The sequence below is a fragment of the Pseudomonas sp. MWU16-30317 genome, assembly GCF_020515695.1.
GTDB lineage: Bacteria > Pseudomonadota > Gammaproteobacteria > Pseudomonadales > Pseudomonadaceae > Aquipseudomonas.
In genome coordinates, this window is record NZ_JAIWJA010000003.1 from 431,229 (window position 1) to 443,821 (window position 12,593).

Here is a 12,593-nt window from a genome sequence, read left to right on the forward strand (position 1 = left end):
GCTGACTTTATTTGCGGACCAGTTGCTTCCAGGCCCGAGTCTGGGACACGGCCAGGGCCTGGTGGACGCGGGCGTCGAGGACTTCGTCGCTGATTTGCTGGATTGCCAGCGCCTGCAACTTGTTCAGGTCGCCGTACAGGCGATCCAGCTCAGGCACGTCCAGCACGCCACGCGCATGGTGCATCCAGGCCTGAATGCGCTCGATACGCGGCAGCTGTTCGGCCAGGTCCTCGGGCTGTTGCTGGTAGCGCTGCAGTTGCAAGGCAGCGCCTTCTTCGGCAATGAAATGCGCCAGCCAGTTGGCCAGTTGCGCGGCGCCTTGGCGATTGCCGCGATTGTTGCGCTCCACGGTCCAGGCGCGTGCCAGCAGCCAGCGCGAGGTGTTCAGCGAGAACAGGCCCCAGCGTGGGTCTTGCAGCTCTTCGGCGAACTGCTCGGGCGCGGCGCGGCGCACGTCTTCGTCTTCCTGGCCGGCTTCCACCAATGGGCGCCAGTCTTCGAGCAGCAGGTCAAGGGCGCTGCGCAGTTCGCTGGAGGTGGCGCGCGGCGCCGCCTGGCCGAGGCTGCCCAGCAATGCACGCAGTTCGATCAATTGCGTGACCCAATCCTGCAGCAGGCGCCAATGGCCGTTGAAACGGTATTGCTCGGCCAGGCGCTGGCTGCTCGCCAATAGGTGCCAAGCGAGGCCGGTAAAGGCGTCGTCCAGCGAAGTTTCGGCGCTCAGCTCTGGCGCGGGCAGGCTCAAGGCATAGCTGTTGGCGTCGAACAGACGATATCCACGCTCAGCCTTGCTGATGTCGCAGGGCATCAGCGGCAGGGTCGCGGCCAGCTCGGCGGCCAATTCCAGCAGGGCAGCGGGCTCGCCCTCGCGCAGTTCCAGTTCCAGTTCGCAGATTTCTTCCGACTGCTTGCCGACGATGACCTTGCCCAGATCCAGGGCGGCCTCGATCACGACTTTGCTCTTGCCTCGGCCCCAGGCGATTTCAGCGCGCTCGCGGACGAAATCGGTGGTGAATACCGGCTTGATGGTTTTCTTGTCCAGCTCGGCAAGCTGCGCCGGCCAGCATTCGTCATCGAGTTTTTTCAGATCCAGCTTGGCCTTGGCCAGTTTCCAGTCGTATTCGTTACGCTCCGACAGCCCGGCAACGCTCTGGCCGCGGGTCTTGAGGGTCTGGATGAACTCGTCGCCGTCACGGCGCAGGCGCAGGGCAACCTTGGCCCCGGCAAGGTCACGCTCGGGTGTATCGAAGTACTGGTTGAACAGTTCGCGGCGTTCCCAGCCACTTTTGTTGCGCTTTTTCAGCAGCGGGTGCTCGCGCAAGGCGATGAGAGTTTCGCGGCTGACGCGCAGTTTGATTTCGGTTTCTTTTTGCATGGCGGGAAAATCCAGGCGCTGGCGTAATGCCGCGCAGACGCTAAATAAGGGAGCTGCTATGGCCGAGCAGTGTACAGGAGTGTTGCGCTGACGGTTTATTCTCGACGTCAGATGGCTCTATGATGGGCTTCGCCCTGGGAGAATGCGCATGCCTTTGCCGTCCATGAAAGACCAGTTTGCCGCCCTGATCGCGGTGCCATCGGTGAGCTGTACACAGCCGAACCTCGATCTGTCCAACCGCCCGGTGATCGATCTGCTGGCCGGCTGGTTGGGGGACCTGGGCTTCGCCTGCGATATCCAGCAGGTCTCTCCCGGCAAGTTCAATCTGCTGGCCACTTACGGCAGCGGCCCAGGCGGGCTGGTGCTGGCCGGCCACAGCGACACCGTGCCCTTCGACGAAAAACTGTGGCAGACCGATCCGCTCAAGCTCACTGAGGTGGACGGGCGCTGGGTCGGCCTGGGCAGCTGTGACATGAAAGGGTTTTTCGCGCTGGCGATCGAGGCAGTAAAGCCGCTGCTCGATCAACCCTTCAAGCAGCCGCTGCTGATTCTCGCCACGTGCGATGAAGAAAGCTCGATGTCCGGTGCGCGTGCCTTGGCCGAAGCCGGGCGTCCGCTAGGGCGTGCAGCAGTGATCGGCGAGCCGACCGGGCTCAAGCCGATTCGCCTGCACAAGGGCGTGATGATGGAGCGCATCGATATCCTTGGCCAGAGTGGCCATTCTTCTGATCCGAGCCTGGGCCACAGCGCGCTCGAGGCCATGCACGAGGCTATCTCCGAGCTCAAGGGCTTGCGCCAGCAATGGCAGCGTGAATATCGCAATCCGCAATTCAGTGTGCCGCAACCGACCCTCAACTTCGGTTGCATTCACGGCGGTGACAACCCCAATCGCATCTGCGGGCAGTGCTCGCTTGAATTCGATCTGCGGCCGCTGCCGGGTATGGACCCTGAGGTGTTGCGGGCGGCGATCCGCCAGAAGCTGGTACCGTTGGCCGAGCAGCATCAGGTCAAGATCGACTATAAACCGCTGTTTCCGGAAGTACCGCCGTTCGAACAACTGGCCGATGCCGAGCTGGTACGGGTTGCCGAGCGCCTCACCGGGCACACCGCAGCCGCAGTGGCCTTTGGGACCGAAGCCCCGTACTTTCAGCGTCTGGGTTGTGAAACGCTGGTATTGGGCCCTGGGGATATAGCCTGTGCGCATCAGCCGGGCGAGTATCTGGAAATGTCACGTTTGCAGCCGACCGTGCGTCTATTGCAACAATTGGTAGAACATTATTGTCTGGCCTCGGTCTCTGAGTAGTGATCGAGCGATCTGCCACTCCAGAGGCCGCCCCTAAAGTGATAACCCTGTTGACCGTATCTGAAAGGAGCATGCGCGTGTTGCCAAGCCTGTTTCGACGATAACCCACAACACCCAAGTTGCGTTTTCACGTTTCGTCCAATTTTTTACAGGCTCATTTCAGCATGCCCGAGTACGTTAACTGGCTTCGTCACGCCTCGCCCTATATCAATGCCCACCGGGACTGCACCTTTGTGGTGATGCTGCCGGGGGACGGGGTCGACCACCCCAACTTCGGCAATATCGTTCACGACCTGGTGTTGCTGCACAGCCTGGGGGTGCGCCTGGTGCTGGTGCACGGCTCGCGCCCGCAGATCGAAGAGCGCCTGGCCGCAAGGGGTATCACCCCGCACTACCACCACGGGCTGCGTATCACTGACGCGGCCACGCTGGATTGTGTTATCGATGCTGTCGGGTATTTGCGTATCGCCATCGAAGCGCGCCTGTCGATGGACATGGCCTCGTCGCCGATGCAGGGTTCACGCCTGCGCGTGGCGGGCGGCAATCTGGTCACCGCGCGGCCGATCGGTGTGGTCGAGGGGGTGGATTATCACCATACCGGGCTGGTACGCAGGGTCGATCGCAAGGGTATCAACAAGTTGCTCGATGAGCGCTCGATCGTATTGCTGTCGCCGCTGGGCTACTCGCCCACCGGAGAAATCTTCAACATCGCCTGTGAAGACGTCGCGACGCGGGCGGCTATCGACCTGGGTGCCGACAAGCTGTTGCTGTTCGGCGCCGAACCCGGCTTGCTCGACGAACACGGCAAGCTGGTGCGGGAGCTGGGCCCGGCACAGGTGCCGGCGCACCTGTTGCGTCTGGGCAGCGACTATCAAGGCGAGTTGCTGGATGCGGCCGCCGAGGCTTGCAAGGGCGGCGTGGCCCGCAGCCACATCGTCAGCTATGCCGAAAATGGCGCCTTGCTGACCGAGCTGTTCACGCGCGATGGTGGTGGTACGCTGGTGGCGCAGGAGCAGTTCGAGAAGGTCCGCGAGGCCAATATCGAGGACGTGGGCGGATTGATCGAACTGATCAGCCCACTGGAAGAACAGGGGATTCTGGTACGCCGCTCACGCGAGGTACTGGAGCGGGAAATCACCCAATTCAGCGTGGTCGAGCGCGAGGGGATGATCATCGCCTGTGCGGCGCTTTACCCGATTGCGGACTCTCAGGCTGCGGAGCTTGCTTGCCTGGCGGTCAATCCTGAGTACCGCCATGGTGGGCGTGGCGATGAACTGTTGGAGCGCATCGAGGTGCGCGCCAAAGCGCTGGGGATCAATACCCTGTTCGTCCTCACCACCCGCACGGCGCACTGGTTCCGCGAGCGTGGTTTTATCCCAAGTGGTGTCGAGCGTCTGCCTGCTGCCCGAGCGTCGCTGTACAACTATCAGCGTAATTCGAAGATCTTCGAGAAGGCGTTGTAAGGCTCTGCAGTGGCGTCGTTGCCACTGGCCTCTTCGCTGCCGAACGCGCGCCCTTGCTCCCACTGGTGTACGACTCCGGATCGGTTGGCACTGGGAGACTTCAAACCGCATCACGCGGCAGCATCAGGTTCAGTGGCAACACCACCCGCGCTTCGAGGCCGCCGCCTGACCGGTTACGCAGCTCCACGTTGCCGCCATGCATCAGCACGATGCGCTTGACGATGGCCAGGCCCAGGCCCGTGCCTTTGCCACTGCGGGCCAGATCGCCGCGCGTGAATGGATTGAAAATACCTTCGAGTTCCGCTGGGTCGATGCCGGTGCCACGGTCCAGAACGCTGAGCACGACATACGGCGCGCTTGAGTCCTCGGCCACGTAGGCGGCGACTTCGACGCCGCTGCCCGCATGATGAAGCGCATTGCCGATCAGATTGTTCAGCAGGCGCTTGATTGAAATTCTTCGCAGCGGGAAGGGCGGGATCGTTTCGAGGCACAGCCGCACCCGCTCTTCGGGCTGATTGAATTGGGCGACGGTATGGCGAATGAGGTCGCACAGGTCTACCTCCTCGATCGTCTCGTCGCGGCCATCCCGGATAAACGCCAGGAACTGGTCGAGGATGGCGTCCATGTCTTCGATGTCACGGACCATGTCTTCGCTCAGATCGCTGTCGCCGCTCATCAATTCAAGGGAAAGCCGCAGGCGAGTCAAGGGCGTTCGCAGGTCGTGGGACACGCCGGCCAGCATCAGTTCGCGCTCCCGGGCCGCCTGTTCGACATCCTCGGCCATCTGGTTGAACGAGCGGTATACCTCGGCCATTTCGCTCGGCGTATCGCTGATCGGCAAGCGGACGCTGCGGCCCTGGCCCAGTTGTCTGGCAGCGAACACCAGGCGCTTGAGCGGTTGATTGAGCTGGCGTACGAATATCCAGGCCGATGCCGTCGACAGCAGTCCGATCGCCAGGAACCAGCCCAGCACGCTCCAGATTTTCTGGCCGCGCAAGGGGTGAGGATACAAGGGTACCTTCAACCAGCCTGGGCCCAGGCTCGGGGCCTGCACCCAGAGCGCGGGCGGAGCATGCACGCGCAGTCGCACTTCGGTATCGTTGCCCAGTTCGGCCTGCATCTGCCGCTGGTAGATTTCGCTGTAGGGCCAGTGTTGTTCGCCTTCGGGCACTCCGCCGCCCACGACCCGGATCAGGCCCGCCGCTTCGGCGATCTGATCGCGATTGGACTCGTCGGCCGCCCAGTACGCGCGCAAGGTCAGGGCCACACCGTGACTGTACTGACGGTCGACCAGCACATCCTCGTTCATCAGCAGGTAGACGAGCGTCAGTGCCTTGGAGAACAGCACGACGATCAGCACCAGCCAGAGCGTGCGCGAGAAGAAACTCTGGGGGAACCACAACGGGGTTTTCATAGGCTTGAGCACATAACTTTGCAGGCGCGAGACGGGCTCGCAACAATGCGGACAGCGGGCCGCCCACAACGCAAAACCCCCGGCTGGGGGTTGGGGTTGCAGGGCGGCCCGCTTCTACAGGTCAGGCTTTACGCCTTGCTTTTGCCGCCGTCCGGTACGAAGACATACCCCACGCCCCAGACCGTCTGGATATATCGCGGCTTGGAAGGGTCCGGTTCGATCATTCGGCGCAGCCGCGAGATCTGCACGTCGATGGAGCGCTCCAGCGCATCCCATTCACGACCGCGTGCCAGATTCATCAGTTTGTCGCGGGTCAGGGGTTCGCGTGCATGCATTACCAGTGCCTTGAGTACAGCGAACTCGCCGGTGGTCAGCATGTGCAATTCATCGCCGCGACGCAGTTCACGAGTGGCCAGGGACAGTTCGTAATCACCGAAAGTGACGGACTCGTCCTCGCTGCCAGGCGCGCCCGGGACTGGGGCGGACTGGCGGCGGAGCACCGCTTTGACCCGTGCCATCAGTTCATCCGGGTTGAATGGCTTGGCCAGGTAATCGTCGGCACCCAGCTCCAGGCCCTTGATGCGGCTCAGCTCGTCGCCTTTGGCGGTCAGCATGATGATCGGGATCTGGTTCTTGGCGGCCCGCAGGCGTCGGCAGGCGGACAGGCCATCTTCGCCGGGCAGCATCAGATCGAGCACGACCAGGTTGAAGACTTCACGGGTCAGCAAACGGTCCATCTGCTCGGCATTGGGCACGGCGCGCGCGCGATAACCCTTGTTGGTGAAAAAACGCTCCAGAAGGCTGCTCAGGCCTGGATCGTCATCGACGATGAGGATTTTGTCGCCTTCAACAGGGAGGACAGTGCTGCTCATGAATAGCTCCTATGATCTCGGCGGCCATTATGGCTTAGCTGCAAGCCACTGTGCCGAGTGCATTGTTAGCAGATTTTTCCTGATCCACCATCCTGACATATCTTGCAGGTAAACCGGCAATCCCCCCAAGGCCTTATGGGTGGTTATAATGCCGGCCGCTAGCGTCAGGCTTCGAGGCCTGGCGAGGATGGTTCGCCCGCTAAAAGCGGGGCTCTGCATTAACAATAGGTCAGGTGGTCTAATGGACAGTATCAACAGCCGCATTGCCGAAGAACTCGGCGTCCGCCCTCAACAGGTCGAAGCGGCCGTGGCGCTACTCGATGAAGGTTCTACCGTGCCGTTCATCGCCCGCTATCGCAAAGAAGTCACCGGCAGCCTCGATGACACACAATTGCGTCATCTTGAAGAGCGCCTGCGCTACCTGCGCGAACTCGACGAACGGCGTATCAGCATCCTCGCCAGCATCGAGGAGCAAGGCAAGCTGACCCCGGAGCTCGCCCGCGACATCAAGCTGGCCGATACCAAGACCCGTCTTGAAGACCTTTACCTTCCCTATAAGCAGAAGCGTCGCACCAAGGGCCAGATTGCTCTTGAAGCGGGCCTCGGCGAGCTTGCCGACGGCCTGTTCAACGATCCGCAACGCGACCCTGAAGCCACGGCTGCGGGTTTCGTCAACGCCGAGAAGGGCGTAGCCGATACCAAGGCCGCGCTGGAGGGCGCCAAATACATCCTCATGGAACGTTTCGCCGAGGACGCCCGCCTGCTCGACAAGCTGCGTGTTTTCCTCAAGCAGGAGTCGGTTCTCAGCGCTCGCGTGGTGGCCGGCAAGGAAGAGGAAGGCGCCAAGTTTCGCGATTACTTCGAGCACGACGAACCGCTCAAGAGCATGCCGTCGCACCGCGCCCTGGCGATCTTCCGTGGCCGTAACGAAGGTATTCTCAGCTCCGCGCTCAAGGTCGGCGAAGAGTTGCCCGGGACCATGCATCCGTGCGAGGGGATGATCGGCGAGCACTTCAATATCAAGAATCAGAATCGCCCAGCCGATAAATGGCTGGGTGAAGTAGTGCGCTGGACCTGGAAGGTCAAGCTGTATACCCACCTGGAAACCGACTTGCTGGGCGAGTTGCGCGACGGCGCCGAGACCGAAGCGATCAATGTGTTCGCCCACAACCTGCACGACCTGCTGCTGGCTGCCCCTGCCGGGCCGCGCGCCACCCTGGGTCTCGACCCTGGGCTGCGCACCGGTTGCAAGGTGGCCGTGGTGGACGCCACCGGCAAGATGCTCGATTTCGCGACCGTCTACCCCCACGTGCCGCACAACAAGTGGGACCAGACCCTCTCGGTGCTGGCCGCGCTCTGCGCCAAGCACTCCGTGGACCTGATCGCCATCGGTAACGGTACCGCGAGCCGCGAGACCGACAAGCTCGCCGCCGAGCTGATCAAAAAGTATCCAGCCATGGGCATGACCAAGGTGATGGTCTCAGAGGCGGGTGCGTCGGTGTACTCGGCTTCGGAACTGGCCGCGAAGGAATTCCCTGATCTGGACGTCTCCATCCGTGGTGCGGTGTCCATCGCCCGTCGTCTGCAGGATCCGCTGGCGGAGCTGGTGAAGATCGATCCGAAATCCATCGGTGTGGGCCAATACCAGCACGACGTGTCGCAACTCAAGCTGGCCCGCGGCCTGGACGCCGTGGTCGAAGACTGCGTCAACGCCGTGGGTGTCGACGTCAACACCGCTTCCGTAGCCCTGTTGGCGCGGATTTCCGGCCTCAACACCACGCTGGCGCAGAATATCGTCAGCCATCGTGATGCCAACGGCGCGTTCAAGACCCGTGCAGCACTGAAGAAAGTCAGCCGCCTGGGCGAAAAGACCTTCGAACAGGCAGCCGGCTTCCTGCGGGTCATGAACGGCGACAACCCCCTCGACGCTTCCGCCGTGCACCCTGAAGCCTACCCGTTGGTGCAGCGTATCGCCGCTGAAACCGACCGCGACATCCGCTCGCTGATCGGCGACAGCAGCTTCCTCAAGCGCCTGGACCCGAAAAAATATACCGACGAGACCTTCGGCCTGCCGACGGTCACCGACATCCTTCAGGAACTGGACAAGCCCGGCCGCGACCCGCGTCCCGAGTTCAAGACCGCAGCCTTCCAGGATGGCGTCGAGGACCTCAAGGACCTGCAACTGGGGATGATCCTCGAAGGCGTGGTGACCAACGTCACCAACTTCGGTGCCTTTGTCGACATCGGCGTGCATCAGGACGGCCTGGTGCACATCTCTGCGTTGTCGGAGAAGTTCGTCAAGGACCCGCGCGAAGCGGTCAAGGCTGGGGATGTGGTCAAGGTCAAGGTCATGGAAGTGGACATTCCGCGCAAACGCGTGGGCTTGTCGATGCGCATGAGCGACACGCCGGGCGAGAAGATCGATGGCGCCCGTGGCAGCCGTCCGGGTTCGTCGCCGCGCCAGCAGAGCACGCCGGCACGGGCCAAGGAGCCGGCAGCGGCCCCCGCCAATAACGCCATGGCTTCCCTGTTCGCCAACGCCAAACAACTGAAGAAGCGCTGATGGATCTGCCTGAAGAGTTCACCCAGAGCGCCTACAGCCAGCTCCTTGGCTGCAGGGTGCTGCACTTGGGCGAGGGGGTCGCGCAAGTGGCGATGACCCTGGAGCCCGAGTTGCGCAACCGCTTGGGCAAGCTCCATGGCGGGGCGATGTTCAGCCTGGTTGATGTTGCCATGGGCCTGGCGTGTTCGACCTCCCATGGTTTTGACAAGCAGAGCGTGACCCTGGAATGCAAGATCAACTACATTCGCGCTGTAGCGGATGGCGAGGTGGTGTGTACGGCCAAGGTCATCCATGGTGGGCGCCGCACTCTTGTGGTCGACGCCGAAGTGCTTCAGGGCGACAAATTGATGGCGAAGGCGCAAGCAACCTTCGCCGCTCTCTAGCTCGTTTCGCGCATCTGGGGTAATTTCGACGCTGCGCTGACATTGTCGGAATTACACCTAGGAGCCGCTAGTCATAACTGGCGACGAGATCGAAACCAGGCGACAACGCCGGTAACTTTCTTCACCCTTGTAGACCGTTATGTCCACCCCCATATTGGGGCGACTGACCGTGAAGGAATTCAACTTGAGCGACTTTCTCAAACGCCGCCTGGAACTGCTTGGGGCGCCTGCCAATCTTCCTCTGCTGCAGCAGTGCCTGCACGGTATCGAGCGTGAATGCCTGCGCGTGACGGCCGATGGCCGCCTGGCTCAGACGCCTCACCCTGAAGGAATGGGCGCGGCGCTGACCCACGAGCAAATCACCACGGATTATTCGGAGTCGCTGCTGGAGTTCATCACTCCGGCGTTGGCCGACCCGGCTCAGACCCTGCAAAGTCTGGAAAAAATTCACCGCTTCGCTTACAGCAAGCTGGGCAACGAGCTGCTGTGGAGCCCGTCGATGCCCTGTGCGTTGCCGGCCGAGCAGGATATTCCGATCGCGTACTACGGCACGTCCAACATTGGTCAGCTCAAGTATGTCTACCGTCAGGGCCTGGCTCTGCGCTATGGCCGTACCATGCAGTGCATCGCCGGTATTCATTACAACTTCTCGGTGCCCGATGCGCTATGGCCTCTGCTCAAGAACGCAGAGGGCGTGCCGGGCAGTGATCGCGACTTCCAGTCGGCGGCCTATATTGCCCTGATCCGCAACTTCCGCCGCTACAGCTGGCTGCTGATGTATCTGTTCGGCGCCTCGCCGGTACTCGATGCAGGCTTTTTGCGCGGCCGTGCGCATCAGCTGGAGCAGCTGGATGCCGAGACGCTTTACCTGCCCTATGCGACCAGCCTGCGCATGAGCGATCTGGGTTATCAAAGCAACGCCCAGGCGGGGCTGACGCCTTGCTACAACGATTTGGCCAGCTATACCGACAGCCTGCGCCTGGCCGTGGCTACGCCTTATGCGCCGTACGTCGAAGTGGGCACGCACAAGGATGGCGAGTGGGTACAGCTCAATACCAACATCCTGCAGATCGAAAACGAGTACTACTCCAATATCCGCCCCAAGCGCGTGACCTATACCGGCGAACGGCCGATCCAGGCCTTGCAGGCCCGCGGTGTGCAGTACGTGGAAGTGCGCTGCCTGGACATCAACCCGTTCCTGCCGACCGGTGTGGATCTGACTGAGGCTCGATTCCTCGACGCATTCCTGCTGTTCTGTGCACTGGAAGAAAGCCCCCAGTTCGCCACGCTGGAGTGTGGTAATTGCACCAACAACTTTCTCACGGTGGTCAAGGATGGCCGCCGGCCGGGCCTGCAACTGCAGCGCGACGGTGCGCCGATCGGGCTCAAGGAGTGGGCGGACGAGTTGCTGGAGCGCATCCAGCCACTGGCCGAATTGCTCGATCGCAGCCATGGTGGCGATGCCCACGTCCAGGCGTTGGCCGCTCAGACAGCCAAGGTAGCCGATCCGTCACTGACGCCGTCGGCCAAAGTGCTGGCGAGCATGGCTGAGCACAATGAAAGCTTCGCGCAGTTCTCGCTACGCCAGAGCAATGCCCACGCCGATACGCTGCGGGGCAATCCTTTGAGCATCGAAGAACAGGCCGCGTTCGAGACTACTGCGCGCGAATCCATCGCGCGCCAGGCGGAGCTGGAACAGACCGAAGTGGGGGATTTCGACCTATTCGTCGCTTCTTATCAAGCGAGTATTCTGGCGATCAGTCAGTAAGCCTGCGGTTATTGCTCACGCCTTCGCGGGCTCTGTCCGCGAAGGCGTCAGTATCAACCACGCGTCGTTCAACCCTTGCCCTTGGTCCGCGTCAGCCCAGGCTCGGCATTCTTCTCGATGTGCTCGATGATCATGCAGGCGACGTTCTTGCCGGTGGTCGTTTCGATGCCTTCGAGCCCTGGCGACGAATTGACCTCCATCACCAGCGGGCCATGATTGGAACGCAGGATATCGACCCCGGCGACGCCCAAGCCCATGACCTTGGCCGCACGAATGGCGGTCATGCGCTCTTCGGGGGTGATCTTGATCAGGCTGGCTGTGCCGCCGCGATGCAGGTTGGAGCGGAACTCCCCCGGCTTGGCCTGGCGCTTCATCGAGGCCAGGACCTTGTCGCCGACCACAAAGCAGCGGATGTCGGCGCCACCGGCCTCCTTGATGTATTCCTGCACCATGATGTTCTGCTTGAGGCCCATGAAGGCCTCGATCACCGACTCGGCGGCCTTGGTGGTCTCGCACAGCACCACGCCGATGCCTTGGGTGCCCTCCAGAACCTTGATCACCAGCGGCGCGCCGTTGACCATCTGGATCAGGTCGGGGATGTCATCGGGCGAGTGGGCGAACCCTGTAACCGGCAGGCCGATACCCCGGCGCGACAGCAATTGCAGCGAACGCAGCTTGTCCCGCGAGCGGGCGATGGCCACCGATTCGTTGAGGGGATAGACGCCCATCATCTCGAACTGGCGCAGCACGGCGCAGCCATAGAAGGTCACCGAGGCGCCAATGCGCGGAATCACTGCGTCGAAATCTTCCAGCGGTTTGCCGCGGTAGTGGATCTGCGGCTTGTGGCTGGCGATGTTCATATAGGCGCGCAGGGTGTCGACCACCACCATCTCATGGCCGCGTTCGATTCCCGCTTCAACCAGACGACGAGTGGAATACAGACGCGGATTTCGCGAAAGCACAGCGATCTTCATGCAACACCATTGGCAGGGGTAGTAGTAGAAGCCGGAAAGGTCGGCTTGTCTTGAACGTAAGTCACGCCCGGGTTGACCACCAATTGGCCTTGTACCAGGGCTTTGGAGCCGAGCAGCAAGCGATAACGCATGGCCTTGCGACAGGCCAGAGTGAATTCGACGTCCCACACCCGGTCGCCCAGGGCGAGGGTGGTCTTGATGACGTAGCGCGTCTGCGCGTGGCCATTGGAGCTCTTGATGGTCTTCATCGCCACCAGAGGCGCCTCGCAGCGGCGGTGGCGCAATTGCACCACGGTGCCCAGGTGCGCATTGAAACGCACCCATGTTTCACCCTGACGCTCGAAGGTTTCGATCTCCGTCGCGTGCAGGCTCGAGGTGCTGGCGCCGGTGTCGATCTTGGCGCGCAGGCCGGCCACGCCCAGTTCGGGCAAGGCCACCCACTCGCGCAGGCCGATCACAGTCAGATGGTCAAATGTCT

The 12,593-nt window shown here is 61.8% G+C and carries 10 protein-coding genes; 5 read left to right on the forward strand and 5 right to left on the reverse strand.

Annotated elements, in window-relative coordinates:
- Positions 1–7: 7 nt before the first annotated feature.
- Positions 8–1,375: a CYTH domain-containing protein gene (locus LIX93_RS11035; protein ID WP_226504073.1), complete on the reverse strand. Its 1,368-nt coding sequence runs from the start codon at positions 1,373–1,375 to the stop codon at positions 8–10.
- 148 nt (positions 1,376–1,523) lie between these two features.
- On the opposite strand from LIX93_RS11035, the gene argE reads away from it, so the two are divergent.
- Together argE and argA are read left to right on the forward strand one after the other, a co-directional pair.
- Positions 1,524–2,678 carry an acetylornithine deacetylase gene (gene argE, locus LIX93_RS11040; RefSeq protein WP_226504074.1) on the forward strand — a complete coding sequence of 385 codons (1,155 nt, stop codon included), beginning with the start codon at positions 1,524–1,526 and terminating at the stop codon, positions 2,676–2,678.
- 164 nt (positions 2,679–2,842) lie between these two features.
- On the forward strand, positions 2,843–4,141 hold the full coding sequence (gene argA, locus LIX93_RS11045; protein ID WP_226504075.1) for an amino-acid N-acetyltransferase: 1,299 nt from the start codon (positions 2,843–2,845) through the stop codon (positions 4,139–4,141).
- Between the two features lie 100 nt (positions 4,142–4,241).
- Here argA and LIX93_RS11050 read toward each other — a convergent pair whose 3' ends face one another.
- A complete protein-coding gene (locus LIX93_RS11050; RefSeq protein WP_226504076.1) occupies positions 4,242–5,555 on the reverse strand; it encodes an ATP-binding protein in 1,314 nt (437 codons plus the stop codon).
- A 128-nt stretch (positions 5,556–5,683) separates the two neighbouring features.
- Positions 5,684–6,427 carry a two-component system response regulator OmpR gene (gene ompR / locus LIX93_RS11055; protein ID WP_226504077.1) on the reverse strand — a complete coding sequence of 248 codons (744 nt, stop codon included), beginning with the start codon at positions 6,425–6,427 and terminating at the stop codon, positions 5,684–5,686.
- A gap of 241 nt (positions 6,428–6,668) precedes the next feature.
- Between ompR and LIX93_RS11060 the strand changes: the two genes are divergently transcribed.
- The 3 genes from LIX93_RS11060 to gshA all read left to right on the forward strand — a co-directional run bounded on the left by LIX93_RS11060 (position 6,669) and on the right by gshA (position 11,141).
- Entirely contained in the window at positions 6,669–8,990 is a 2,322-nt protein-coding gene (locus LIX93_RS11060; RefSeq protein ID WP_226504078.1) for a Tex family protein, read from the forward strand.
- Positions 8,990–9,373, forward strand: coding sequence for a PaaI family thioesterase (locus tag LIX93_RS11065; protein WP_226504079.1), 384 nt, complete (start codon positions 8,990–8,992; stop codon positions 9,371–9,373). The genes LIX93_RS11060 and LIX93_RS11065 overlap by 1 nt, the downstream gene beginning before the upstream one ends.
- 184 nt (positions 9,374–9,557) lie before the next feature.
- On the forward strand, positions 9,558–11,141 hold the full coding sequence (gshA, locus tag LIX93_RS11070; protein WP_226504080.1) for a glutamate--cysteine ligase: 1,584 nt from the start codon (positions 9,558–9,560) through the stop codon (positions 11,139–11,141).
- 68 nt (positions 11,142–11,209) lie between these two features.
- Here gshA and rimK read toward each other — a convergent pair whose 3' ends face one another.
- Together rimK and LIX93_RS11080 are read right to left on the reverse strand one after the other, a co-directional pair.
- The gene (rimK, locus tag LIX93_RS11075; RefSeq protein WP_226504081.1) at positions 11,210–12,115 is read right to left on the reverse strand and encodes a 30S ribosomal protein S6--L-glutamate ligase; all 906 of its coding nucleotides are present in this window, start codon (positions 12,113–12,115) and stop codon (positions 11,210–11,212) included.
- Positions 12,112–12,564 (reverse strand): ATP-dependent zinc protease, encoded by a 453-nt coding sequence (locus LIX93_RS11080; RefSeq protein WP_226504451.1) that lies wholly within the window; start codon positions 12,562–12,564, stop codon positions 12,112–12,114. The genes rimK and LIX93_RS11080 overlap by 4 nt, the downstream gene beginning before the upstream one ends.
- Positions 12,565–12,593 lie beyond the last annotated feature (29 nt).